The following is a 24,433-nucleotide window of genomic DNA, read 5'->3' on the forward strand; positions in this document are numbered from 1 at the left end:
CATGGCACACCACGACGCTTGCGAGATCTTCGACGTCGTGGTGGTGGGCGGAGGCCCGGCGGGGGCGACCGCGGCCGCGGATCTCGCGACCGCCGGGCACCGGGTGCTGCTCCTCGACAAGGCGGGGCGGATCAAGCCCTGCGGCGGCGCGATCCCGCCGCGCCTGATCCGCGATTTCGCGATCCCCGATGCGCTTCTCGTCGCCCGCATCCGCAGCGCCCGGATGGTCGCGCCGAGCGCGCGCCACGTCGACATGCCGGTCGGCGAGGGTTTCGTCGGCATGGTCGATCGCGAGCATTTCGACCCGTTTCTGCGCGAGCGCGCCGTTCAGGCCGGCGTGGAACTGCGCGACGGCCTGTTCGAGCGCATTGCCCGAGAGGAGCCGGGCCTCGCCACGATCCACTATCGAAACGGCAAGGCAGGCGAGGAGAGCCGGGTCCGGGCGCGGCTCGTCATCGGTGCCGACGGGGCGACCTCCGCGGTCGGACGGGCCGAAATTCCGGGGCACGCCCGGATGCGGCAGGTCTTTGCCTATCACGAAATCGTCCGACGCCCCGCCGACGCCGCGCATGACGGGGCGCGCTGCGACGTCTATTATCAGGGCCGTCTCTCACCCGACTTCTACGCCTGGATCTTCCCGCACGGCGAGACCGTCAGCGTCGGCACCGGCAGTGCCCGCAAGGGCTTCTCGCTACGCGGCGCGATCCGCGATCTGCGCGCGGGCACCGGTCTCGACGCCTGCGAGACGATCCGCCGGGAAGGCGCGCCGATTCCTCTCAAACCGCTGAGGCGCTGGGACAACGGGCGCGACGTGCTGCTGGCGGGCGATGCCGCGGGCGTCGTCGCCCCGGCCTCCGGTGAGGGCATCTATTACGCGATGCTCGGCGGGCGCCTCGCAGCGGAGGCGGCCGGGGCCTTCCTCGTCACGGGCGATGTTCGAGCCCTGACCGAGGCGCGCAAGCGCTTCATGCGGCTGCACGGACGCGTCTTCTGGATCCTCGGGATGATGCAGTGGGTCTGGTATCGCAGCGATGCCCTGCGCGAGCGCTTCGTGGCGATCTGCAAGGATCGGGACGTCCAGCAGCTCACCTGGGACGCCTACATGAACAAGGAGCTGGTGCGCGCCAAGCCCGCCGCGCATGCGCGGATTTTCTTCAAGGATCTCGCCCACCTGTTCCGCTGGGTCTCGCCGTGAACGGCATGCTCGCCGGCGGCTGGGGCCCGCCCGTCGTCGCCGGCCTCATCGCCCTGGCGATCGCCGTGGCGGGCGGGGTCGCGACCCGGACCGATGCTTGGTACCGCCGCCTGCGGGTTCCCGGCTGGAAACCGTCGGACTGGGCCTTCGGTCCGGTCTGGACCGTGATCTTCGCCCTCACCACCGCCTCGGCGGTCATCGCCTGGAACGCCGATCCCGAACCGGCGGCGCGCGCGCGGCTCGTCGCCGTCTTCGCCGTCAACGGTGGGCTCAACATCGCCTGGAGCGTGATCTTCTTCCGTTTGCGGCGGCCCGATTGGGCCCTCGCCGAGGTGCTGCTGCTCTGGCTCTCCATCCTCGCGGTGGTGCTCGCCGTCGGCCAAGTCTCGATTCCTGCGGCTCTGCTCAACCTGCCCTATCTCGCCTGGGTAAGCGTGGCCGCGGGGCTGAATCTCTCCATCGTCCGGCTCAATCCGCGCTTCGGGAGTACGTGAGCGATGGCCGAGCTCCTCGCCTCGCTCTTCGTCTCCGGTCGCATCGTCGATGGCATCCTCGTGCTGGTCGCGCTCGAGGCGCTGGTGCTGCTCGGGGTGCGAGCGCGCTGGGGGCGCGGCCCGGCGCCGATGGCGCTCTTGAGCAATCTCGCCTCCGGGGCCGCACTGATGCTCGCCCTCAGAGCCGCCCTCACCGGAGCCGCGTGGCCCGCCATCGCGGCTTGGCTGTTCGTCGCTCTTGCAGCGCACCTCGCCGAACTGGTGATCCGCTTTCGGGAAGGTCCCAGCGCCGCGCAGGACTGTGACAAAGCGGCCTGGAACAACCGGAGGTGGCGAACGTTCGGTGCGCGTCCACCGATGACTTAGAACAATTCTTGCCGGGGCTCTTCAACGTCGGAGATCGGGTTCATGACACGTCCCAACCCTCTGGGCTCCGGATGGCTCGCCGTCGCCGCACTCCTGTCGATCGGCACAGCTCGCGCACAGGACGCCGATACGGACCTGATCAAGCGCGGCGAGTATCTGGCGACGGCGGGAGACTGCGTCGCCTGCCACACCAAGCCCGGCGGCAAGTTCTTGGCCGGCAACTACAAGCTCGACACGCCGATCGGCGCGATCAAGACGCCGAACCTCACGCCGGACGACGAGACCGGCATCGGCAAGTGGAGCTACGAGACCTTCGAGAAGGCGTTCCGCCATGGTATCGGCGACGAGGGCGAGTATCTCTACCCGGCCTTTCCGTTCGCCTGGTACACCAAGGTGTCCGATGAGGACACGAAGGCGATCTTCGCCTACCTGAAGTCGCTACCGCCGGTGAGGGAGAAGCGGGAGGAGAACGAGATCCCCTTCCCCTTCAACGTCCGCACCGCGCTGATCACGTGGCGCACCGCCTTCTTCACCGAAGGTCGTTTCGAGCCCGACCCGAAGGCCAGCGCCGAGGTCAACCGCGGCGGTTACCTCGTCGAGGGTCTTGGCCATTGCGGGATGTGCCACAACGAGCGCAAGCTCGTCGGCAATTCGAGCCTCGCCGGGCGGTTCGGCGGCGGTGTCATCGACGGCTGGTACGCGCCCAACATCACGCCGGATGGGCACCAGGGCATCGGTGCCTGGAGCGACGCGGAAGTCGTCAGCTATCTCAAGACCGGTACGGCTCCGGGCAACCGCCCGGGCGTGGCGGCGGGGCCCATGCGCCAGACCATCGAGGAATCCCTCTCCAAGATGACCGACGCCGACCTCAAGGCGATGGTTGCCTATCTGCGCACGGTTCCGGCCAAGCAGACCTACAAGGAAAAAGATCTCCAGGCCTTCAACCAGCCCGGAGCGCCGGGGGCCGACACCTACCTGACCTACTGCTCCTCCTGCCACAGGCCGGACGGCAAGGGCGTCGAGGGCGCGATTCCGGCCCTGGCCGGCAACACCTCGGTCCAGTCGGCCGGTCCGGAGACGGTCATCAACGTGATCGTCGGCGGATTGGCCGCCCAGAGCGGCTATGCACCGATGCCGGCCATCGGCCAGGAAATGACCGACCAGCAGATCAAGGACGTCACCGACTATATTCGCAATTCCTGGGGCAACAAGGCGCCGGTCGTCTCCGAGACCGGGGTCGTCGCCAACGCCCGGCAGAAGATCAGGACGATGATGGCCGGCAACGCGCCCTGCTCGACCATCGAGGACGAAAAGCTGAAGAGCAGTATCGAGCAGGCCACGGGTGGCGACGGATTGAAGGGGCTGAAGCCGAACGACTTCGTTCCGGTCCTCGCCCGCGTGGCGCCGCAGGTGAAGGCCGCCGCGCCCGAGGCCGGCGACGATGCGGTGGTCAACGGGCTGCTCTCCGCCTTCTGCAAGGCGAACCGCACCGAGAAGGACGCCGAACCCCTGCCCTGGTCCGCGACGATCGGCTCGTTCGGCAACGTCGCCTACAGCCAGATCAAGAACCCGGAGAAGCGGGTGGATGCCCTGTCCGGAAAGGTGCCGGCCTCGGGGGTGACGCCGCCCAAGCCTTGATTCCGGAATTTCAGCCCTACCATTGCCGGGAGCAATCGCCGCTCGAAACCACGGGGTCTGTGACCGGGAGGTTCCAAGCGGCGGACCCTGACGACCCCGATGGGAGCGCGACCGGATGCAACTCGGCATGATCGGCCTCGGCCGGATGGGCGGAAACATCGTCCGCCGCCTCCTGCGTGACGGGCACACGGCCGTGGTCTACGACCGCGATCCGAAGGCGGTCGAGGCCCTGGCGGCCGAGGGCGCGACGGCTGCATCGAGCCTTGAGGATCTTGCCGCGAAGCTGGAAGCGCCCCGCACCGCCTGGGTGATGCTTCCGGCAGGCCAGATTACCGAGGAGACGGTCCGCGCACTCGGCGGTCTCCTGAGCGCCGACGACTGCATCATCGACGGCGGCAACTCGTTCTATCAGGACGACGTGCGCCGGGCTCGCGATCTCGATGCCAAGGGCATCCACTACGTCGATGTCGGCACCTCCGGCGGCGTGTGGGGGCTGGAGCGCGGCTACTGCATGATGATCGGCGGCCACAAGGCGGCCGTCGACCGCCTTGACCCGATCTTCCGCACGCTGGCGCCGGGCCTCGGCGAGATCCCGCGAACCCCCGGCCGCGACGGCCGCGATCCGCGGGCCGAGCAGGGCTACATCCATGCGGGACCGAACGGCGCCGGCCACTTCGTGAAGATGATCCACAACGGCATCGAGTACGGCCTGATGCAGGCCTATGCCGAGGGCTTCGACATCCTGCGCCACGCCAACGCCCCCGATATCCCGGAGGAGCGGCGCTTCGATCTCAATCTCGGCGACATCGCCGAGGTCTGGCGGCGCGGCAGCGTGGTCTCGTCCTGGCTCCTCGATCTCACCGCCGCCGCTCTGGCCGGGGACGAGCGCCTGGAAGGATTTTCGGGTTATGTCGAGGATTCCGGCGAGGGCCGCTGGACCATCAACGCGGCGATCGAGGAGGCCGTGCCCGCCACCGTCCTGTCCAGCGCCCTCTACCGCCGCTTCCGCTCCCGCGAGGACGAGAGCTACGCCGACAAGCTGCTCTCGGCGATGCGTCAGGGCTTCGGCGGCCACAAGGAGCCGCCGCGCCGCGGACCCGCGCCATGATCCCGCTTCCCCCGAACACCGAGTTGATGGCGGATGCGGAGGCGACCGCCCGCGCCGCCGCCGATCACCTGCTGTCGATCACCGAGCGCGCCGAGGGGGACCGCGTCACGATCTGCCTGTCCGGCGGCTCGACCCCGAAGCGGCTCTACGCGCTGCTGGCCTCCCCCGGCTTTGTCGAAAGGGTGCCGTGGGCGCGCATCCACTGGTTCTTCGGCGACGACCGGGTCGTGCCGTGGGACGATCCCTTGAGCAACGTCCGCATGGTGCGCGAGGCCTTCGGCCACGCGGCGCCGGTGCCAGCGACGCACCTGTACTTCATCCCCTCAGACAAGGGCGCCGAGGCGGGCGCTCGCGCCTACGAGCGGACGCTGCAGGAATTCTACGGCAGCGACCGGCTCGATCCGAATCGGCCGCTGTTCGATCTCGTTCTGCTCGGCCTCGGCAGCGACGGGCACACCGCTTCGCTGTTTCCGGGCAAGCCCGCCCTGGCCGAGCGCTCGGCCTGGGTCGCGCCGGTGCCGGAGGCGGGGATGGAGCCGTTCGTGCCACGCATCACCCTGACCTTTCCGGCCCTGGCCTCGTCGCGCTCCGTGCTCTTCCTCGTCAATGGCGCGGGCAAGCGCGAGGCGCTGCGGCGGCTCGCCGGGGGCGAGGATCTGCCGGCACGCCACGTCGAGAGTGCGGGGCAGGTGACGTGGTACATCGATCGCGAGGCCGCCGAGGCCTGACTTTCGATAACCTGTTGCAAGAGCGGCGCCCCGAAAAAGGCTCACCGGCTTTCGGGAAAGGCAATGAAGGCAAGAGGAAAGGGCATCGTGCCGGGTCCGGCATTCGGCACGATGCTGGCGCGCTTGAACGCGCCTCGCCTGTCCAGGCGGGTGCATCCGCCTCACTTTCGACGCCGGTCTTACCCGTTTATGAACGGCCGACCCTTGTCGAAACTGGAGTACCCCTATGGGAGCAGCCGAAGGCGCCACCGCGTTGGATGCTTGGCCGCGGGTCCGTCAGTCGCGCTTCGCTCTGCGGCGCAACCGCCTTCGTCCCGGCCCGCTGAAGCCCGTTGGCGGACATCGCCGCCGGCCGGCCTGGGCCGTGTGCATCGGACTGCTCGGCCTCTCGCTCGTCACGACCTGGGCGCTCGCGGCGCAACTCCGCACGAGTGTCGCGGCTGTGGAGCAACCCGCAATCGCGGCTGAGCCCGTCCAGGAGGCCGCCCAGACCGTCCGTATCGTTGGTACGGTGCCAGCGCCCCAGACGGCACCGCCCGGCGAAGCACCACCTGCCATTGAGGCGCCGCCGACCTCTCCCGTCGCCGGTCTGTCGGCCGAGCCTCAGCCGGCCGGTTCCATCATGGCCGCGCCGGCCGCGGCGACTCCGAAGCGGGAGCCCGCGCCGTCGGTCGATCTCGGAGCCCTGCCGGTTCTGACGCTCGACGAGACGGCCTTCGACACCGTTCAGGCGCCGGCCACCGAGAACACGCCTGATGTCGCGGCGAGGTCTGTGGGAAGGCCGTAATCCGCTCCGCAGAAGAGCTGCGCACTCGGCTTCGGTTGCGTGATGTCGGATCCGGTTCGCCAACAGAGTGGCGATGCCGGAACTTGTTCAAGGCTCGCCCTGGGCCGCTTTCGCTCATTGCATTGCTAGCGCCTCGACCGTGATCGCGGGACCGCGCAGCGAAACCCGTCTAGCGACGCGCAATTCCATTTCAGGTTGATCGCTTCGGCTGTCTCATCCGACGCCGTCATCGCGAGGCGAAGCTGAAGCGATCCAGGGCGCGACCGGTCCGGCGAGTGCGGAGCCCCGGATTGCTCGCGCATCGCCCCGTGATGACGAGAGGAAACACCGAAGCCATCAAGCGGAGACCGTGCAGAATGGCGACCGCCCGAACCTGGGTGCCTGCTTCGCCGTTCGGCGCCCGGGAATGACAGTGGTGGGGGCTGATCCGCTTGCGATCAGCCCGACACCGTCTCAGGCCGCGAGCGGCATGTCGTCCTCGGCCTCGGCCGCCATGAACTGGGCCCGAGCGAGCGCCGCGAAGCGCTGGTTGAGAGCGACCAGCTCGTCGAAATTGCCGGCCTCGACGATCTTGCCGTTCTCGAACACGAGGATGCGGTCAGCGTTGCGGATCGTGGCGAGGCGGTGGGCGATCACGAAGGTGGTGCGCCCTTCCATCACCGTCTCCAGCGCCTGCTGCAGCTTGCGCTCGGTCGCGGCATCGAGCGCGCTCGTGGCCTCGTCGAGGATCAGCATCGGCGGGTTCTTCAGAAGCGCCCGCGCAATCGAGAGGCGCTGGCGCTCGCCGCCGGAGAGCGACCGGCCGCGCTCGCCGATGATCGTGTCGAGCCCGTCGGGCTGGCGGGCCATGAACTCGCTGGCCTGGGCACGCTCCAGCGCGTCGAGCATCTCGGCATCGGACGCATCGGGGCGGCCGACCTGGAGGTTTTCACGGATCGAGCGGTTGAACAGCATCGGCTCCTGGAACACGACGCCGATGTTGTGGCGCAGGCTGGAGAGGCCGATGTCGCGGATGTCGATGCCGTCGATGCGGATGGCGCCGGCGTCCGGATCGAAGGTCCGGTGCAGCAGGCCTAGTGTCGTGGACTTGCCCGAGCCCGTGGTGCCGACGAGCGCCACAGTCTCGCCGGGCTGAGCCGTAAAGGACACGCCGTCGAGCGCGTTGCGGCGGCCGTCGTAGGAGAAGGCGACCTCGTCGAAGGCCACTTCGCCCTCGAAGCGGGCGACCTGCTTGGCCTGCGGCCGGTCGCGGACGGTCGGGACGGTGTCGACCACCTCGAAGAACTCGCGCATCTTCGGCGCCTGCATGAACACCCCGTTCACGAAAGTGACGACGTGGTCGAGCTTGGTCACCAGCATGGTGGCAAGGCTCATGAAGGCGACGATCTCGCCGACGGTGGCCGCACCCTTCTGGTGCAGGGCGATGCCGGTGATGAAGATTGCGGTCATGGTCAGGGTGCCGGAGGCGCGGGTGGCAACGTTCGCCAGCGCCCACCACGACAGAACCGGGATCTGCACCCGGAGCAGGTCGTGGATGATGTTGCGCATCGCCTCCTTCTCGGCGCGGGCGCGGGTGAAGGACTGGATCACCGCGACGTTGCCGAGCGCGTCCGAGGCGTGGGCGGCCAGACCCGACTGGAACTGCTCGACCTCGCCCTGGAGCGTCTCGGTGCGGCGCATGACGTAGCTCGCTAGCGCCGTGAAGACGAGTACCAGCACCACGAGAATCGCGCCGAGCCGCCAGTTCACGAACAGCGTCAGCGGCAGCAGCACGCCGACGGAGAGCAGGGCGGCGAAGTGCTCGCGGAAGAAATTCAGCCAGACCCAGGCCATGGCGTTCGTGCCTTCCAGCATCGCCTTCAGCACGCGGCCCGAATGGTTGGACGAATGGAAGGCGATGGGCAGTTCGAGCACGTGCTCGAAGAAGTTCGCCATGGTGGAGAGTCGGTTGCGGTGGGCCAGACGGTCGGAATGCAGGGCGATCGCCACCCCTGCACCGATGGTGAACAGGCCGAACACCACCCAGGCCACGATCCACGGCAACAGAGTCGTTGCGGGTGTGTCCTTGGAAAGATGGGTGAGGCCGTCGATGATACGGCCCATGATTAGCGGTTCGGCGAACGCTGCCACCGCGAGCGCGACATTGGCCACGATCAAACCGCCGGCCAGCCGCTTCTCCGCTCCGAGCAGGCCGAGCACTCGCGCATAGAGGCGAATCATCGACATCGTGCTTTCGCTCCCCGCCCCGTCCGGCTGCCGCCGTGGGGACCACGCCATTGGAACCGGAACACTCCGGTGCCGGCCGACCGTTGGCTTGCGATTCTCTGCGCAGGCGCACTCGGTCAATCGGCACGGGAACTTATGCCGCTCCGCCCCTGAACGGCACATGACGGGGAAAGGCCGGTTCGTCCAATCCCCTTTACCGTTCCTTCAGCCTGTTTTTTTACATCTTGGGGACGGCTGGCAGGATCGGCCGGGCTTCGGGCGTCGGCGTCATGGATCTCGCAACCGGTATCGGGCTGCTCGGCGGCGTCGGCGTGGTGTTCACGCTGATCATGATCGATGGCGGCAATTTCGCCGCCTATTTCGACAAGCACGCCGTGATCGTGATCTTCGGCGGTGCCATCGCCGCGACGATGATTCGCTTCCCGTTCTCGACCATGCTGCACGGTCTGCCGATGGGCCTGCGCTACGCCTTCACCATGCGCTCGGTGAAACCGCACGATCTGATCGAGGAGATTACCAAGATCGCCGACGTCGTGCGCAAGTCGGGCCCGATCGCGCTCGAAAGCATGGAGATCTCCGATCCGTTCCTGGCTCAGGGCGCGCGCTACATCGCCGACGGCTACGATCGCGACTTCATCCGCGACACGATGGAGCGCGACCGCGACAACTTCCTGATGCATCTGGATGAGGGCTCGAAGATCTACCGCGCCTTCGGTGACTGCGCCCCGGCCTGGGGCATGATCGGCACCATCCTCGGCATGGTGACGATGTTCGCCAACATGTCCGACCCCTCGAAGCTCGGGCCTGCTATGGCGACCGCGCTGCTCGCGACGCTCTACGGCGCACTGATCGCCAACATGGTCGCCCTGCCGATCGCCGACAAGCTGCACGTGAAGCTCGAGGAGGAGGACGTGTCGCGGTCTCTCATCATCGACGGCATCCTGCTGATCCGCGACCAGAAGAGCCCCTCGCTGGTGCGCGAGATGCTGATCGCCTACCTGCCCGCCAACCACCGCGAAGAACTCGCCGCGGAAGCGGCGTAACGGGGGCTTGAGCGGTGGCCAAGAAGAAGCGCGGCGGCGCCCATGGCGGTCACGGCTGGTTCGTGACCTTCGCCGACTTGATGGCGCTCCTGATGAGCTTCTTCGTCATGATCGCTGCCTACTCGACCCAGGACCAGAAGAAACTCCAGGTCGTCGCCGGCTCGATGCGCGACGCCTTCGGCGTGAACAAGGAATCGAAATTCGCCGGCATCCTGGAAAGCGAAGGGATCCCGACGGCGGACAAGTTCAAGCACCTGCGCGATGTGCCGCCTGAGCGCGCCACCGATCGCACGACGCCGCCGCAGATCGATAGCGGCCTCGACGACGGCATTCCCGACCGCGGCTATCCCGATGCATTCGGGCAGGCCGCCGCCTCCCTGCGGCAGGCGATGCAGGACATGCCGGAAGTGGCAGAGCTGTCGAAGAACGTGATCATCGCGCCGAACCGCAAGGGGCTCGACGTGTCGATCGTCGATCAAGACGGCCGCTCCATGTTCCCGGAAGGATCGAGCCGCCCCAACGATCGCACCCGCCGTCTGCTGGAGCGCTTGGCGCCAACGCTGATGAAGCTGCCGAACCGTATTGCGATCACCGGCTTCACCGCGACCGCCCGCCCCGGCACCCGCGACACCGCACCGCCCTGGGAGCTGTCGGCCAATCGCGCGCTGAGCGTGCGCGACGTTCTGGCCAATGCGGGTCTGCCCGACGACCGCTTCGCCTCGGTGACGGGCAAGGCGGATACGGAGCCGATGTTTCCCGACAATCCCTATCTCGCGGCCAACCGCCGGGTAACGGTGACGCTCCTCTCCGAGCCGCCGCCGACGCCGAACGGCAAGACGCTACCCTGATTGCCGCTGCCCTGACGGCTATTTGGCGACCAACAGCGCCCAGTAGACCTTGTACTTGGAGCCCGGCGCGTAGGCTGTGGCGATGCCCATGCGCTTGGCTTCCGGCGCGAGCATGACCGCCCGGTGCGGAGGGCTGTCGCGCCACCCTGAAAAGGCTTCCGCGAGGGTGTGGTAGCCCGCCGAGAGGTTGGCATCGGCGCCGTCGTAGCCGAGCCGCGTTACCGCTGCGCGCACGGTCTGGCTCTTGCTCGGCCGATCAGAGGCCGCCATGGCGGCGGCCTCGGTCTCGGCCAGCCGCTGCAGTTCGGGATCGACGACGAGCGGCGCGATCCCGTTGTTGCGGCGATAGGCGGAGATCATGTCCCGCGCCGCCACCGTGTCGACGGCGGTACTGCCGGTGGTGAGCGGCAGATACATGGTCGGCACGCCGCTCGCCTCGGGCGTCATCCGTCCCGCGCAACCCTGGAGCAGGGTCACGAGGGCGAGCACCGCCGGCGCGGCGAGAAAGGTTTGGCGTCCGAGCACGAAAGCAGTTTTCCCGTGAGCAGACGTTGAGGTGGGCCCTGCTCGCGGGAAACTCAAGTGTATCGCTGCCGCCGGCCCCGATTTCCCCAGGGGTCGGTTCGGCTTGCGCCGTTCTACCCGTGGCGCCGCAGGTTTCCGTCCGGCGACGCGCTTCCTGACCGTCGGGCCGGTTCGCGCGGGTCGGTCGACGACGCTTCGTCGGCTCCGGCCGAGACCTTCTCCTCGCTCTCCGATCGGGCGGCCGCCGGGGGAGCGATGACGTGCGCCGCCGGGCTGCCGACCGCGTGCGCGATCTGACCGAGCGCGTCGCGCACCGGTTCCAGGCCCTGCACGGTGATGAAGCTGGAAGCCGGGCCCATCGGCGGGATGAATTCGGCGTCGGCGAGCGCCTTGAACACCGAGAAATTCAGGTCGCTCTGCACCTTCTGGCTCAGATTGACGTCGACCACCATGGCGATCAGCTCGAACTCCAGGAAGGGATCGCCGATCTTCTTGAACACCACCCGCGGCGCCGGCTCCTTGAGTACGTCCGGATGCGCCTTGGCGCAGGCGACCATCATCTCGGCCGCCTCGACCGGATCCTTGCTGCGCAGCACGCTGACCGAGATGATGACCCGACCGGTCCGGTCGCCGCGCACGCGGTTCTTGACGATGCCGGAGATCAGGTTCGAGTTGGGCACGATCACCGCCGAGCGGTCGAAGGTCTGGATCTCAGTGGAGCGCACCGAGATCCGCTTCACGATGCCCTCGCTGTCGCCGATCAGCACCTGATCGCCGACGCGGATCGGGCGCTCCCAGAGCAGCAGCAGGCCCGAGACGAAGTTGTTGACGATTGATTGGAGGCCGAAACCGATACCGACGGAGAGGGCACCGGCAACGATGGTCAGCTTCTCGAGACTGAGTCCCAGATAGGAGAAGGCCAACGCCAGAGCGAGGAGGAAGCCGACATAGCCGGCGACCGTCGAGATCGAGTTGCGCAGGCCCGCATCGAGGTCGGTCGCCGGCAGGTAGGTGTTCTCGAGCCAGCGCTGGATACCACGGGTGATGAACACCCCGACCACCAAGATGCTGACGCCGAAGGCGATCGCCGAGAGCGAGATCGTGACATCGCCGACCTTGAAGCCGAAGAACGCCGTGCGGACCGACGAGAAGATGTCGGTTGAGTCGAGCCCCCAAGGGGCCAACGCCAGGAGCGCGGCGACCGCGATCAGCAGGACGCGGGCGAAGCCCGTCGTCAGCACCGCGATCTGGTTGAGCGAGCGCTTGCGCAGGCCGGTATTCGCCTGGAGCGTCGTGGCGATGCGGGTGTCCTCGCACAGAGAGCCGCCGATCAGGACGTCGGCGCTGACGACCAGCAGCCAGAGCAGCACGAGGATGCTGGCGGTCCAGATCAGCTGATCGACGAGGAAGGCCGAGAAGGCGACGTAGCCGACCAGCGGCGCGACCGCGATCACGGCGACCGCGACCCAGCCGAGCAGCCGCAGCGGCCCACCGATGTTGGAGGAGGTCTCGGTCCCGACATAGGGGCCGAAGCACTCCTCCTCCTTCTCCGCCGTATCGGCGAAACGGTGGAGGCCGATGGCGAGCAGCAACGCCGCCGTTATCGCGCCGATGCCGCGGGTGGCAATCGAGATCGGCAGTGCTGCGTAGATCGCCGAATTGAGGGCCTCGGTCGATTTCGAGACCGTGATGACGACGGCGATGCTGACGGCGAGTGCGGTGATGCGCCACGCGGCGGCATCCGAGACCGGTGCCGGACGCCAGGCCGGCTTGTTGACCGCGAGCAGGGCGTCGGCCATCGCCTCGACGAAGGCGATGAAGGCGATGCCACCCAGAATGGTACTGGCGACCGGCAGGAAGCGGGCCGGCAGCAGCTCGGTTACGTCGAGGGCGTAGTAGACCGCATAGCTTCCCGCCAGGGCCGGCAAGGTCCCGAGCAGGAGCACGCGCCATGCGCCGAGAAGCTTGGCGCGCCTGGAGGGCGCGGTGACGTTGATGTCCCGGCGTCCCAGGGCCGGCGCGATGTTGCGGCGCCCGAAATACAGGGCAACAGACAGGCCGAGGGCGAGCCCGAGAATCAGCAGGTTCCAAAGGCTGCCGTTTCGGCGGAACAGGGAGACGGTGTCATCGAAGCCGCTTTTCAGCGAGCTGATGTCCCGCGGAATGTCCGCACCGACCCGCATCCAGAGATCGGGGGTCAGCAGCGACGAGCTGCGCTCGAACAGGCCGCGGGTGAAGGCCGCGCGGCGGCGGTTCGAAATCTGATCGACGATCTGGTCGCTCTGCACCAGCAGCGATTTGGCCAGACGCTGCGTGCCGTCGATGTCATTGACCGCTTGCTCGCGCTCTGCGCGCTCGCGGGCGACCTCTTCGCTCTCCTCGCCCTCCTTTGGCTTCGGCCCGATCTGCGTGAGACGCTCGCGGGCGGCGTCCAAGCGGGGGCCCAGCAGATCGATCACGGATCGCAGCCGGTCGGCGAGCGGGTCGAGCCCGTCGCGCGCGCGGATCAGGTCGCCCGCGCCGACATTCGGACCGGTGATCGCCTTCTCTCGCGCTTCGAGATCGTCCTTGATGGTATCGAGCCGGTCCCGCAGGGTTTGTAGCGCCTCCGACACCGGGGCCTTGGGCGCTGCCGGCTTGGTAGCCGGCGCGGCCTGTTCGTTGGCCGGAGCCGGCTGCCCGTTCGCCGGTGGCGGTGCGGCGTTCTGCTGTTTCGCAGCCGGTGCCTGAGCGGCCGGCGGACTCCCCTGCCCCGACGCCGCGTTCGGCAGGACGGCAGTCGCGGCCAGGGTCGCGATCAGGGCCGTGCCGAGAATCCTGTGGCGGAAACGGCTGAGAAGGGAGCGTCGTAGCATCGTCATCCTTCGCGGGAGGAGCGGGTCGCGTCGGGTCCACGGGGCCTGAGCAGCCGGGCCGCCAGGGGTGCGAATGCCCATGCAACGACCGCCCGAGGCGAACCGGATCGAGAGTTTCTGTCTTGTTGCCCCTGAGCTAGGGCCTCAGCCCGGCTTGCCGAGGGGATGCGCAGCGAAACTTTTTGCAACGCACAATAGTCGGCCGCGCGGTTTCTTCCGGCGGTGTCTGCCCGCGCAATGGGGCAAAAGCGTGCGGCCAAGGAAGGCGAAAGCCGATTTGCAAGGAAAATTGGCGGCCGCGACGCCAGGGACCGCTCGCTCGCCTTCACAAGCTTGTCACGCTGATATTACACTAAGCCGCGATGGACTTGGCCATATCCTCACGCAGCGAGGAGGCGGCGCTGATCGTCCGCCCTGCCACGCTTCGGTTCGAACCGGCAAGACTCGCCGGTCGGGGGAGCTGTCGGCGTCGAGGTCCAACCAGCTTCCTTTATTTCGGCCGACCGGTCGGAGCGCGTCGCGCTCCGGCTGCGGCTTTGGTGCGAGAGAGCGCGACGGATCGGAGACCCGTGGCCGTGCCTGGGCGCCATGCTCTTCGGCACGGTTCCGCGGTGTCTCAGAGGGTGCCCCTCGGGGTGCCTCTTGGGCTCCGGCTGTTGCGGGTGCGGCATGGCCCTTCGGACCTCCAGCGTCCAAGGCCGAGGCGCCCGTGGGGCGCCGTCACGAGCAGTGAGTGGCGTCGATGATCGATCTGCAAACCCTGGTGCTCAACGCGGATTACCGGCCGCTCTCCTACAATCCGCTCTCGTTGTGGTCGTGGAAGGACGCCTTCACGGCCTTGTTTCTCGACCGTGTCACCCTGGTCGCGAACTACGACATCGAGGCCCATAGCCCGAGCCGGTCGCTCAAGGTGCCGAGCGTGGTCGCCCTCAAGAGCTATGTGGCGCTGGCCCGCAGCCCGGCCTTCACGCGCTACAACATCTATCTGCGCGACACCTTCACCTGCCAATATTGCGGCCTGCGTCTGCCTTCCGGCGGTCTGACCTTCGACCACGTCGTGCCCCGCTCCCGCGGCGGCCTCTCCACCTGGGAAAACGTCGTGGCAGCCTGTTCGCCGTGCAATCTGCGCAAGGCCAACCGCACGCCGGACGAGGCGGAGATGCCGCTTCTCAACGAACCGCACCGGCCGACGCGCCACGAGCTGCATCGCCGCCAGCCGGAATTCGACCACCGCCAGTACCATCACACCTGGCTCGACTATCTCTATTGGGACAGCGAACTCGACAGCTAAACCATCGTCCCGAACGGTGATCGACAGCTTGCGGAATCTGGCGATGCTCCGTCCGGTCTCAGCGGAGCGGCTGCGGCGGCTCGTTGAACATCGGCTGGTTGGTCGGCCGCGGCAGGTAGGCCCGGACCACAAATCGTTCGACTGGCGGTGGCGCACGGAAGCGCGGGCGCGGATCGCGGTAGGGGATCTCGGGCGGGAGGGCCGTCACTGCCGGGCCGGGTGGTCGCGCGCGCCTGTCGACTTCGCCGGCCTCTGCCTGCGGAAGCGTCGCGAAACCAGCCAGGGTCGCGGCTGCGAGCGGAAGCAGGTGACGCATGGACAGGCCCCCGTGTTCGATCGCCTCAGAACTTGATGGCGGCACCACCGCGAACGGTATTGATGTTCACCTTGTGCCCATCGAAATCGTCAAAGAGCACGTATTGATACTCGCCGCGCAGGAGAAAATTCGACGTAATCGCGTACTCGATACCGCCACCCAGCGCGACGCCAGCGACCGCTTTGCTTTTGGGCTTCGCAGGGAGTTGATAGAAGCCATCGGGGACTGACTTGTTCGGATCTTGAGGCGCGCCTGGATCGAAGGCAGTGTTTCCGTTCGCGTATCCGTGGTGGGTGACCGGAGTACCGGACCTCGGATTGGCCTGATAGGCTGCAGCCGCGGTCGCGTCGTAGCCGTAATTTTGAACTTCCGGTTGGTCCAGAATGGTGGCGCGGCCGATCGCCAGACCTGCCGTGACGAATGGCAGGAAGCTCCCAAAGGCGTAGCCAGCTCGGCCGCGGATGGTGCCGTAATCCTCAAGTTCGGTCTTCGAGAATCCGCGCAGATTCACGATCTCGAACATGTTGGCTTTTGTCGTGTAAAAGCGACTGATTTCGTTATAAGAAATCCCGGACTTATTGAAGCTTGTATAATCCACCTCGAGGCCGAATACGGCGTCATCAAATTGGACGTTGTAGCCGGCATAGGCGCCATAGGTTGTGCTATGGACCCGCCGGGATGAAAAAGTCAGCAGGGAAGAAACGCCAAATTCGGCTTCGATGTCGCGAGCACGAAAGTATTCGCGATATGGATTGCCGAAAACGTTCGTGAACCCCATAGACGCAGTCGAATAGCCTCCATGTCCGCCGACATAGAAGCCGCTCCAGTCGATCAGCGGAGCCGGCGCGAGGTAGTCATCGTCGGCGCCGCGCAGCACGCCGTAGTCGAGATCGGCAGCGAGAGCGGGCGAAATCAGAACGGAAGCCAGAACAGCCAGGGTCGCGATGCGCATCGTCGTCGTCCTCACGCACCGGGCCGTCGCGGCTCCGGGCTGACCCTTTCGTACTAACTCGGTAACCTTAATATTTTGTACCAAACCAACATTGGATGACGTCCCGAGATGACGGGTGTGCCGGTCCGGTCCACGGAACGCCTATGATCGGTTCCTACGGGATCGTGCAGGGGGACATCCCGAAGGCCCGCCGGCGCCGTGTGGCCCGCGGTTTCCCGCGAGGGCTCGAAACGGCAGCGGCGCCCGGATCTGACCCCGGACGCCGCCTGTCGATGAGAAGCAGGATTGGTCGGCTCAGTTGCCGAAGTCCCGCGCTGCGGATGGGAGGAAGCCGTCGGCGAAGCGATAGCGCATGCCGACCCTGAACTCGTTGGCTGCCAGATCCTTCACGCGGGTCAGGCCGCCATACTCGTCGAGCCCGCTGCGAATCTTGCCGAGATTGATGTAGCGATAGGCGGCATCGAGGCTGAAGCCGGCACCGATATCGTAGGAGACACCGGCGGTCAGGGCCCAGGCGAAGGTCGTGACCGAGTGGTTGGCGCGGAAGGCGGCGTCGCGCGAGCCGGTGCCGGCGGCCCCGTCGCAGCCATCGATCAGGCAGGTCGTCTGCGTGTAGTTGCGGCTCATGCGCTTGTCGGCGAAGCCGACGCCGGCGCCGACATAGGGCGTGAAGCCGTACCACGTCCCGATATCGGCATAGACGTTGACGAGGCCCGTCAGCACATCGACCTTGCCGGCCTCAAGGTTGTAGCCGGTCTGGAACACCGAGCGCGAGGAATAGCCGCGGAAGGACGAGGCGCCGCGCTGGTCGATCGTAGCATCGACGCGGAGCCAGGGATTGATCTGGTAGCCGATACCGCCGCCGTAGCCGGCTTCCGAGCTCAGCCGCAATCCGACCAGCGGCGGCATGCCGGGGTCGCTCGGATCGGGAATGGCGTCGTCGCGCGGATGCTCGTACCAGCTCTGGGTAAAGTCGCCCCGAAGATACCAGCCGCTGCCGATGGCCACCGGTTCGACAACGGGCGGCGGCGGCGGAGGCGGGGGGAGCAGGTCCGCGGCCGAGGCGCTTCCGGAAAGCGCGCAAGTGCCGGTCAGGACCCCGAGGAGCGTGCCGGTCGCGAGCGTGGCCGCCAGCGCCAGACGATGCGATGCAATCATGGGAAGCCTCGTCGGAGGGGGCGGCAGGAGGGATCCGCGCCTCGATTGTCCGGGATTCTCGCTGACAAAAGTTATGATTGGCTTAACCTTAACCAGCGGCGGAGCCTCAAAGCTGAAAACAAGTACGGCGCGGGAAGCTTCCGCGCCGTACAAGTGTCGATTGAAAGTCGCTGTAATCAGTATTTGCGAACCAGCGGCGGGGGCGGCGCGTAGTCGACTGCGGCGACTGCGACCGGTGCACCGAACATGTAGCGAAGGCCGACCTTGACGTCGTGCGCCTCGAGCTCCTTCACCCGGTAGACCGTTTTCGGGCAATCCGGGGTGCAGGTGACGACGCCGGTCGTGGCCTCGCCCATGTTGAGGTAGCGGTAAGCGGCCTCAAAGCGGACGTTCTGCGTTACGGCGTAGCCGAGACCGGCGTGGAGCGCCCAGGCAAAGTTGGTCCGCTCGCTGTGACGGCCGATCCCGTAGCCGCCCTCGTAGGCGCCGAAGCCTTTGTCGGTTACGCCGCCGAAGCTGTGATGGGCAACGCCGACGCCGGCGCCGATGAACGGCGTCACACCGTACCAGGTCCCGAGATCCACGTAGCCGTTGGCGAGGCCGACGATGGAATCGAACTTGCCGCTGGTGACGTTGTAGCCGCCGGTATTGCCGAAGGTCTTGTCCTCGGCGACGAACGTCCACTTGCTGCCGAAGCGGTACTCGCCGGTCGCGTCGACGCGGAGCCAGGGATTGATCTGGTAGCCGATACCGCCGCCGACGAAGTACTGGTTCGACACCTTGTCCTGAATGACGGCGTAGTCGTACGGCTTCGGCGGATGCGAAACGTCTTCGGCGATGCTCTTGCGCAGGTCGAGCGAGCCGTAACCGCCATCGACGCGCAGGTACCAGCCACCGGCGAACACTTCCGGTTCGGGCAGCGGCGCGGGCATCGGGGGCGGCGGCGGCAGCAGGTCGGCAGCCTGTGCCAAGCAGGGCACCCCAACGCCCGCGAGGAGCGTGAGAGAGCGCGCCAGTGCGGGAATTCTGGAGCGGCGGCGCATTAAGATATCCTTCACCCGTCGAGCGCGCCGAAAGGTCAGGCCGGCTCGAGATGCGAGTGCAAGGATGGTCTATGAAGGTTAAGCCGCGCTTAACGTAAAAAATTAGTCTTGTCGATCCGTTTCATGGACCGTCATAAACGTTAGAAACTCAGTACCATCCTCGATTGTGCCGCCCGGCGGCTCACCGCCGCTCGGAACGGCTCCGCCTTGCGACGGGGCCGCCCTGATCGGTCTCTGTCGGGAGAGCAGCCCGTCGTCCGGTCGAGGAATGCCCCCTCGAACGTCGTCCGCCCGTTCTGCTCGGTTTCGTTGTCCCGGGTCACCGCTTCGCTGATGCGTGCGATGACGGACTGGGATCACCCCGATGCGATCGAACGGAAACGAGGTCAGGCCGCGGCGCGGGACACGGCGTCGACCACCTCGTCCACCACCTCGGCGACGAGGTCGCGGTCGTCGCCCTCGGCCATCACGCGGATGACGGGTTCCGTGCCCGAGGGACGGATCACGAGGCGCCCGGATTGGCCAAGACGGTCCTTGGCGTGGGCGATGGCCGTAACCACCGAATCCGCGCGCAGCGGCTCGCCGGAGCGAAAGCGGACGTTCTTGAGGATCTGCGGAAGCGGCTCGAAGCAGTGGCAGACTTCGCTCACCGGCAGGTTGCGGCGCTTGACGACGCTGAGGAGTTGTAGGGCGGCCACCAAGCCGTCGCCCGTGGTGGCGTAGTCCGACATGATGATGTGGCCGGATTGCTCGCCACCGAGATTGTAGCCGTGCTCGCGCATGTGTTCGAGTACGTAGCGGTCGCCGACGGCCGTGCGGGCGAGCGTCAGGCCGAGCCCGTTGATGAAGCGTTCGAGGCCGAGATTCGACATGATGGTGGCGACGAGGCCCGGCTGTGTAAGCCGCTCGTCCTCTTTCCACGAGCGGGCCACGGCCGCCATGAGCTGGTCACCATCGACCTTCTGGCCCTTCTCGTCGACGATGAGCACCCGGTCGGCGTCACCGTCGAGGGCGATGCCGACATCGGCGCGCAGCTCGCGCACCTTCTGTACGAGGCTTTCCGGCGCGGTCGAGCCGACATCCTGGTTGATATTGAAGCCGTCCGGCTCGACGCCGATGGCGATCACCTCGGCGCCCAGCTCCCAGAGCGTTTCCGGGGCGACGCGGTAGGCTGCACCGTTGGCGCAGTCCACCACAACGCGCAGGCCGTCGAGGGTGACGTGGCGGGGCAGGGTGCGCTTGGCGAACTCAATGTAGCGGGCATGCACGCTCTCGATCCGCTTGGCCCGGCCGAGGTCGCGCGAACCGGCGAGGCGGCGGCGCATGTCGCCGTCGATCAGACTCTCGATCTCAAGCTCAAGCTCGTCGTTGAGCTTGAACCCGTCGGGCCCGAACAGCTTGATGCCGTTGTCCTCGAACGGGTTGTGCGAGGCCGAGATCATCACGCCGATATCGGCACGCATGGAGCGGGTCAGCATCGCGACGGCGGGGGTCGGCATCGGGCCCAGCAAGAGCACGTCCATGCCGACGGAGGTGAAGCCGGCCACCAGCGCGGTCTCGATCATATAGCCCGAGAGCCGGGTATCCTTGCCGATCACGACGCGATGGCGGTGGTCGCCGCGCTGGAAAATTAGGCCCGCAGCCTGTCCGACCTTGAGGGCGAGTTCCGGCGTGATGACGCCGTTGGCCCGGCCGCGGATGCCGTCGGTTCCGAAGTGTTTGCGCAACGTCGCTTCTCCGCGCTCGGCGTGGCTCGCAGACGGCCACCTTACCAGATCATGCCCCCGGCCGGCGGAGCGGATCGCGGGCGTGGTGAATCGGTTGCTCCGCGACAAAGGCGGTCGAAATGGGGCGGTCGAGCCGGTTCGACCGGCGTCATCGAAGAAGGTGTGGGACCGACGCGACGAGCAGGGCGATGCCCGAAGCGGTGAGGAGCCCGAGGACGAGCCTGCGGAATGCCGCTTCACTCAATCCGACATAGATGCGGGCGCCGACGACCGCGGGAACGAGCATGGCCGGGAGCACCAGCCCGATCATCGGCAGCATGGTGCGGGTGATGAGCCCTGAGGCGACGTAGACCAGCAGGGTGACGGCGAGCATCGACAAATTGAAGTTCTGGATCACGGCGCGCTGGACGTCCCGCTCGTAGCCGCGGAGCGTGCACCAGAGCGTCGGCAGCGTACCCGTGAACCCGCCGAGACCGCCGAGGAAGCCGCCACCGAGGCCGATGGCCGCGTCGGCAACCCGGCCGCCGACGGTGATGCGAGGCAGATCCTTCGAGAGAAACATCGCCGGGCACCACAGGACGAGCACGGCCCCGAGGATGGCCTTGAACCAGTGCATGTCCAGATGCGGCAGCAGGAAGGCCCCGAGCGGAACACCGGCGAGGCCGCCGATGACGAAAGGGGCCAGCAGGCCGATTGCAAAGCCTCTGCGCACAGTGATGGCAGCCACGACTTGACCTGCCAATGCACCGGTGACCGCCAGCGCCGCCGCAAGCTGCGGATCGATCACCCACACCCAGATCGACATGGCCACGAGGCCGAAGGCGAAGCCGGACAGGCCCTGGACAAAGCCGGCGATCGCCGCACCGAGGGCGACGATCACGATGACCGAACTCGGCATGGCCGGCCGTTCCGTCCAATCAACTCACGAGGGGCAAGGTGCGGGGTCGCGGACATGAAAAGGGGCGCCTCGCGGCGCCCCCTCCCCTGACTGACTTCGGATTATCAGCCCTGCGGCTGCGGGCTCGGTTCCAGCCCGCCGTCGCTGCCGCGGGGACGGCCGCGTCCGGTCGAGGGCACCGGGGAGCCGCGGGCCGGAGTCGGCGGCACGTCGCCCGAGTCGCGCACCGGCGGCTCGCCCTGGAGCAGCTTGCGGATCTCCTCGCCCGAGAGGGTCTCGTATTCGAGCAGGCCCTGCGCCAGCGCCTCGAGGTCGTCCTTGTGCTCGGAGAGGATGCGGCGGGCCTCTTCCAAGCCGGCTTCGACGAGTCGGCGCACCTCGGCGTCGATCTTCTGGGCGGTTGCCTCCGAGACTGTCTGCTGACGGCCCATCGACATGCCGAGGAAGACCTCGTCGTTGTTGTCGCCATAGGCGACCGTGCCGAGTTCCGGCGAGAAGCCCCAGCGGGTGACCATCATCTTGGCCAGCCGCGTCGCCTGCTCGATGTCGGACTGGGCCCCCGAGGTCACCTTGTCCTTGCCGAAGATCATCTCCTCGGCGATGCGCCCGCCCATCATGATCGCCAGACGCGAGGTCATCTGCTCGAACGACATCGACAGCTTGTCGCGCTCGGGCAACTGCATGACCATGCCCAACGCACGGCCGCGGGGAATGATCGTCGCCTTGTGGACCGGATCGGTGGCCGGGACGTTCAGGGCGACGATGGCGTGGCCACCTTCGTGGTAGGCGGTGAGACGCTTCTCGTCCTCGGTCATGACGAGGGTGCGCCGCTCGGCGCCCATCATCACCTTGTCCTTGGCGTCCTCGAACTCGTGCATCGTCACGATGCGCTTTCCGCGACGCGCGGCGAGGAGAGCGGATTCGTTGACGAGGTTCATCAGGTCGGCGCCGGAGAAGCCGGGGGTGCCGCGGGCGATGGTCTTGAGATCGACATCGGGCGCCAGCGGGACCTTGCGGACGTGGACGCGCAGGATGCGCTCGCGGCCGGTCACGTCCGGGTTCGGCACCATGATCTGGCGGTCGAAGCGGCCGGGACGCAGCAGCGCCGGGTCGAGCACGTCGGGACGGTTGGTCGCCGCGATGATGATGACGCCTTCGTTGGCCTCGAAGCCGTCCATCTCCACGAGGAGCTGGTTCAGCGTCTGCTCGCGCTCGTCGTTGCCGCCGCCGAGACCGGCGCCGCGGTGACGGCCGACCGCGTCGATCTCGTCGATGAAGATGATGCAGGGCGCGTTTTTCTTCGCCTGCTCGAACATGTCACGCACGCGGCTCGCGCCGACGCCGACGAACATCTCGACGAAGTCGGAGCCCGAGATCGTGAAGAAGGGCACGTTGGCCTCACCCGCAACCGCGCGGGCGATCAGGGTCTTACCCGTGCCGGGCGGGCCGACGAGCAGCACGCCGCGCGGGATGCGGCCGCCGAGGCGCTGGAACTTCTGCGGGTCGCGCAGGAATTCGACGATCTCCTGCAGATCCTCCTTGGCCTCCTCGACACCGGCGACATCCTCGAAGGAGACGCGGCCATGCGCCTCGTTCAGGAGCTTGGCCTTCGACTTGCCGAAGCCCATGGCGCGGCCGGCGCCGGATTGCATCTGGCGCGAGAGGAAGATCCAGGCGCCGATGAACACCAGGATCGGCAGCCAGCTCACGAGAAGCTGGATGAACCAGGGCGTGTTGTCGGAGGGCGGACGCGCGGTGATCTGCACGCCCTTGGCTTGCAGCTTCGAGACGAGGCTCGGATCGTTCGGCAGGTAGCTCGAGAAGTTGCCGCCGCCCACATAGGTGCCGCTGACGTCCTGACCCGAGATCGTGACGGACTGGATCTTGCCGGCATCGGCGTCGTTCAGGAGCTGGCTGTAGGCGATCTCGCTGCCGCCGCCGCGGTGACCCGGGTTCTGGAACAGGGTCACAAGGGCGAGCACCAGCAGGAAGATGACGACCCACAGGGCGAAATTGCGGAAATTCGGGTTCATCGATCGGTCCTGGGAGGCGTGCGAGCGTCGTCCCGCAAAGTCGCGGCATACCCCACGCGCTCGAAGCCAATGTAGGCGGCGCCCCCTCGCTTGCCAAGTAAATCGGAGGCGCCTGCGGCGAGGGAGACCGCGTAGCGTTAGCGGCGGACCCCGCCTGCCCTGCGCGGGGGCGCGGCGGTGAGACGAATGATCCCCTTGTCGTCCGCCTCGATCAGGGCGCCCCGAAGGGTGCGGCGCAACGCCCTCCCCTCTGCGAGCGCCGGCAACAGCGCGTCGAGAACGAGGGACTCGAGCCGCTCGAGGCGCTTCGGGACCGCTGTTTCGTGGTCCGGCGTAACCCGATCGAGCGCGGCATCGACCACACGCAGCACGATCGCCTCCGGTTCACGGCGCAGGCGATGGCCATCAAGGCGAAGTGTCTCCTCTTCCCCGCCGGCGATCTCCGACAGCACCGCGTCGGCGCGCTGCCCGAGCGCGGCATCGTCTCGCGCGGCGCGGACGGCAAGCCGGCCAAGGCGGGCCGCGTTCAGGCCCTCCTCCACCAGAAGCGGTAGGAGGGTGCGTAGCCGCGCTCGGGCAAAGCGCACGTCGGCATTGGATGGATCGCGCAGGAATGGAAGACGATGGGCCTCGCAATAGGCCACGAGGTCGACCTTCGGAATATCGATGAACGGCCGCGCCAGCCGGATGTTCGGTGCGAGCGCCCGCTCGCGTCGCATGCCGGCGAGGCCGGAGGGACCGCTACCGGCCATGAGCCGCATCAGAACGGTCTCGGCCTGATCGTCGAGCGTGTGGGCGGTGAGAACGAGACCGGCGCCGATTCGCGCAGCGTGGCCGGCGAGGAGTCGGTACCGGGCCTCGCGAGCGGCGGCCTGGATACCGCTGGCGCGGCGCGGCGCATCCCAGGTCAGGATCGTGTGGCCGAGGCCGAGTTCTGCCGCAAGGCGCCCGACTCCGGCCGCCTCCTCGCCCGACCCCGCGCGCAGGGCGTGATCGACGGTGGCGACATGGACGCGCGCACCGCCCGAGCGGGCCGCGTGCATCAGCGCGGTGGAATCGGGCCCGCCCGACACGGCGAGCAGCAGCGGCGACGTCGCCGTGTCGAGGAACGGGACGAGGGCGCGGGCGAGCCGTTCGTCCAGGGACGCTCTCGCTTCCGGTTGCTGCATCGTCTTCTTCCGAAAGCCGATGGCTCTACTCAG

General features: G+C 67.2%; 21 protein-coding genes. 10 read left to right on the forward strand and 11 right to left on the reverse strand.

The genetic code is table 11. The features are described 5' to 3' along the window. Position 1: 1 nt before the first annotated feature. The 7 genes from MFF24_RS19335 to MFF24_RS19365 all read left to right on the forward strand — a co-directional run bounded on the left by MFF24_RS19335 (position 2) and on the right by MFF24_RS19365 (position 6,316). Entirely contained in the window at positions 2-1,195 is a 1,194-nt protein-coding gene (locus MFF24_RS19335; protein ID WP_238226526.1) for a geranylgeranyl diphosphate reductase, read from the forward strand. Continuing rightward, positions 1,192-1,689 (forward strand): TspO/MBR family protein, encoded by a 498-nt coding sequence (locus MFF24_RS19340; RefSeq protein ID WP_238226528.1) that lies wholly within the window; start codon positions 1,192-1,194, stop codon positions 1,687-1,689. Before MFF24_RS19335 ends, MFF24_RS19340 begins: the two co-directional genes overlap by 4 nt. A 3-nt stretch (positions 1,690-1,692) precedes the next feature. Then, positions 1,693-2,055 carry a hypothetical protein gene (locus MFF24_RS19345; RefSeq protein WP_238226530.1) on the forward strand — a complete coding sequence of 121 codons (363 nt, stop codon included), beginning with the start codon at positions 1,693-1,695 and terminating at the stop codon, positions 2,053-2,055. Positions 2,056-2,097: 42 nt separating this feature from the next. Beyond that, entirely contained in the window at positions 2,098-3,693 is a 1,596-nt protein-coding gene (locus tag MFF24_RS19350; protein ID WP_238226531.1) for a c-type cytochrome, read from the forward strand. A gap of 115 nt (positions 3,694-3,808) precedes the next feature. After that, positions 3,809-4,801 (forward strand): phosphogluconate dehydrogenase (NAD(+)-dependent, decarboxylating), encoded by a 993-nt coding sequence (gene gnd, locus MFF24_RS19355; RefSeq protein WP_238226533.1) that lies wholly within the window; start codon positions 3,809-3,811, stop codon positions 4,799-4,801. Further along, positions 4,798-5,529, forward strand: a complete 732-nt coding sequence (pgl, locus tag MFF24_RS19360; RefSeq protein WP_238226535.1) for a 6-phosphogluconolactonase — start codon at positions 4,798-4,800, stop codon at positions 5,527-5,529. The genes gnd and pgl overlap by 4 nt, the downstream gene beginning before the upstream one ends. A gap of 226 nt (positions 5,530-5,755) precedes the next feature. Beyond that, complete coding sequence (locus MFF24_RS19365; protein WP_238226537.1) at positions 5,756-6,316, forward strand: hypothetical protein; 561 nt, start codon at positions 5,756-5,758, stop codon at positions 6,314-6,316. Positions 6,317-6,769: 453 nt separating this feature from the next. Here MFF24_RS19365 and MFF24_RS19370 read toward each other — a convergent pair whose 3' ends face one another. After that, positions 6,770-8,542, reverse strand: coding sequence for a glucan ABC transporter ATP-binding protein/ permease (locus MFF24_RS19370; protein ID WP_238226539.1), 1,773 nt, complete (start codon positions 8,540-8,542; stop codon positions 6,770-6,772). Positions 8,543-8,811: 269 nt separating this feature from the next. Here MFF24_RS19370 and MFF24_RS19375 point away from each other — a divergent pair, with 269 nt between their 5' ends. Together MFF24_RS19375 and MFF24_RS19380 are read left to right on the forward strand one after the other, a co-directional pair. After that, on the forward strand, positions 8,812-9,585 hold the full coding sequence (locus tag MFF24_RS19375) for a motility protein A (protein ID WP_108942683.1): 774 nt from the start codon (positions 8,812-8,814) through the stop codon (positions 9,583-9,585). A 14-nt stretch (positions 9,586-9,599) separates the two neighbouring features. Then, the gene (locus MFF24_RS19380; RefSeq protein WP_133088847.1) at positions 9,600-10,433 is read left to right on the forward strand and encodes an OmpA/MotB family protein; all 834 of its coding nucleotides are present in this window, start codon (positions 9,600-9,602) and stop codon (positions 10,431-10,433) included. A gap of 18 nt (positions 10,434-10,451) precedes the next feature. On the opposite strand, the gene MFF24_RS19385 is transcribed toward MFF24_RS19380, so the two are convergent. After that, the gene (locus MFF24_RS19385) at positions 10,452-10,958 is read right to left on the reverse strand and encodes a CAP domain-containing protein (protein ID WP_108942685.1); all 507 of its coding nucleotides are present in this window, start codon (positions 10,956-10,958) and stop codon (positions 10,452-10,454) included. A 113-nt stretch (positions 10,959-11,071) separates the two neighbouring features. Further along, on the reverse strand, positions 11,072-13,813 hold the full coding sequence (locus MFF24_RS19390) for a DUF3772 domain-containing protein (protein ID WP_238226541.1): 2,742 nt from the start codon (positions 13,811-13,813) through the stop codon (positions 11,072-11,074). 742 nt (positions 13,814-14,555) lie between these two features. Between MFF24_RS19390 and MFF24_RS19395 the strand changes: the two genes are divergently transcribed. Next, a complete protein-coding gene (locus tag MFF24_RS19395) occupies positions 14,556-15,104 on the forward strand; it encodes an HNH endonuclease (protein ID WP_012457067.1) in 549 nt (182 codons plus the stop codon). A 58-nt stretch (positions 15,105-15,162) separates the two neighbouring features. On the opposite strand, the gene MFF24_RS19400 is transcribed toward MFF24_RS19395, so the two are convergent. From MFF24_RS19400 to tilS, 8 genes are all read right to left on the reverse strand, one after another. Then, entirely contained in the window at positions 15,163-15,420 is a 258-nt protein-coding gene (locus MFF24_RS19400) for a hypothetical protein (RefSeq protein WP_166061196.1), read from the reverse strand. Positions 15,421-15,445: 25 nt separating this feature from the next. Continuing rightward, positions 15,446-16,372 (reverse strand): outer membrane protein, encoded by a 927-nt coding sequence (locus MFF24_RS19405; RefSeq protein WP_238226543.1) that lies wholly within the window; start codon positions 16,370-16,372, stop codon positions 15,446-15,448. 294 nt (positions 16,373-16,666) lie between these two features. Further along, complete coding sequence (locus tag MFF24_RS19410; protein WP_238226546.1) at positions 16,667-17,530, reverse strand: outer membrane protein; 864 nt, start codon at positions 17,528-17,530, stop codon at positions 16,667-16,669. 176 nt (positions 17,531-17,706) lie between these two features. Then, a complete protein-coding gene (locus MFF24_RS19415) occupies positions 17,707-18,573 on the reverse strand; it encodes an outer membrane protein (protein WP_238226548.1) in 867 nt (288 codons plus the stop codon). A gap of 386 nt (positions 18,574-18,959) precedes the next feature. After that, complete coding sequence (gene glmM / locus MFF24_RS19420) at positions 18,960-20,300, reverse strand: phosphoglucosamine mutase (protein WP_238226550.1); 1,341 nt, start codon at positions 20,298-20,300, stop codon at positions 18,960-18,962. Positions 20,301-20,448: 148 nt separating this feature from the next. Continuing rightward, a complete protein-coding gene (locus MFF24_RS19425; protein WP_108942691.1) occupies positions 20,449-21,198 on the reverse strand; it encodes a sulfite exporter TauE/SafE family protein in 750 nt (249 codons plus the stop codon). A gap of 104 nt (positions 21,199-21,302) precedes the next feature. Further along, the gene (ftsH, locus tag MFF24_RS19430; protein ID WP_108942692.1) at positions 21,303-23,231 is read right to left on the reverse strand and encodes an ATP-dependent zinc metalloprotease FtsH; all 1,929 of its coding nucleotides are present in this window, start codon (positions 23,229-23,231) and stop codon (positions 21,303-21,305) included. A gap of 137 nt (positions 23,232-23,368) precedes the next feature. Continuing rightward, entirely contained in the window at positions 23,369-24,400 is a 1,032-nt protein-coding gene (gene tilS, locus MFF24_RS19435; protein ID WP_238226551.1) for a tRNA lysidine(34) synthetase TilS, read from the reverse strand. Between the last annotated feature and the right edge of the window lie 33 nt (positions 24,401-24,433).

This window comes from Methylorubrum aminovorans (genome assembly GCF_022179725.1).
In the GTDB taxonomy this organism is placed as follows: domain Bacteria; phylum Pseudomonadota; class Alphaproteobacteria; order Rhizobiales; family Beijerinckiaceae; genus Methylobacterium; species Methylobacterium aminovorans.

Coding starts and splice junctions, on each gene's coding strand:
- MFF24_RS19335 (WP_238226526.1), top strand. CDS start 2: ATGGCACACCACGACGCTTGCGAGATCTTCGACGTCGTGGTGGTGGGC.
- MFF24_RS19345 (WP_238226530.1), top strand. CDS start 1,693: ATGGCCGAGCTCCTCGCCTCGCTCTTCGTCTCCGGTCGCATCGTCGAT.
- MFF24_RS19350 (WP_238226531.1), top strand. CDS start 2,098: ATGACACGTCCCAACCCTCTGGGCTCCGGATGGCTCGCCGTCGCCGCA.
- gnd (WP_238226533.1), top strand. CDS start 3,809: ATGCAACTCGGCATGATCGGCCTCGGCCGGATGGGCGGAAACATCGTC.
- pgl (WP_238226535.1), top strand. CDS start 4,798: ATGATCCCGCTTCCCCCGAACACCGAGTTGATGGCGGATGCGGAGGCG.
- MFF24_RS19365 (WP_238226537.1), top strand. CDS start 5,756: ATGGGAGCAGCCGAAGGCGCCACCGCGTTGGATGCTTGGCCGCGGGTC.
- MFF24_RS19370 (WP_238226539.1), bottom strand. CDS start 8,542: ATGTCGATGATTCGCCTCTATGCGCGAGTGCTCGGCCTGCTCGGAGCG.
- MFF24_RS19375 (WP_108942683.1), top strand. CDS start 8,812: ATGGATCTCGCAACCGGTATCGGGCTGCTCGGCGGCGTCGGCGTGGTG.
- MFF24_RS19390 (WP_238226541.1), bottom strand. CDS start 13,813: ATGCTACGACGCTCCCTTCTCAGCCGTTTCCGCCACAGGATTCTCGGC.
- MFF24_RS19395 (WP_012457067.1), top strand. CDS start 14,556: ATGATCGATCTGCAAACCCTGGTGCTCAACGCGGATTACCGGCCGCTC.
- MFF24_RS19400 (WP_166061196.1), bottom strand. CDS start 15,420: ATGCGTCACCTGCTTCCGCTCGCAGCCGCGACCCTGGCTGGTTTCGCG.
- MFF24_RS19405 (WP_238226543.1), bottom strand. CDS start 16,372: ATGCGCATCGCGACCCTGGCTGTTCTGGCTTCCGTTCTGATTTCGCCC.
- MFF24_RS19410 (WP_238226546.1), bottom strand. CDS start 17,530: ATGATTGCATCGCATCGTCTGGCGCTGGCGGCCACGCTCGCGACCGGC.
- MFF24_RS19415 (WP_238226548.1), bottom strand. CDS start 18,573: ATGCGCCGCCGCTCCAGAATTCCCGCACTGGCGCGCTCTCTCACGCTC.
- MFF24_RS19425 (WP_108942691.1), bottom strand. CDS start 21,198: ATGCCGAGTTCGGTCATCGTGATCGTCGCCCTCGGTGCGGCGATCGCC.
- ftsH (WP_108942692.1), bottom strand. CDS start 23,231: ATGAACCCGAATTTCCGCAATTTCGCCCTGTGGGTCGTCATCTTCCTG.
- tilS (WP_238226551.1), bottom strand. CDS start 24,400: ATGCAGCAACCGGAAGCGAGAGCGTCCCTGGACGAACGGCTCGCCCGC.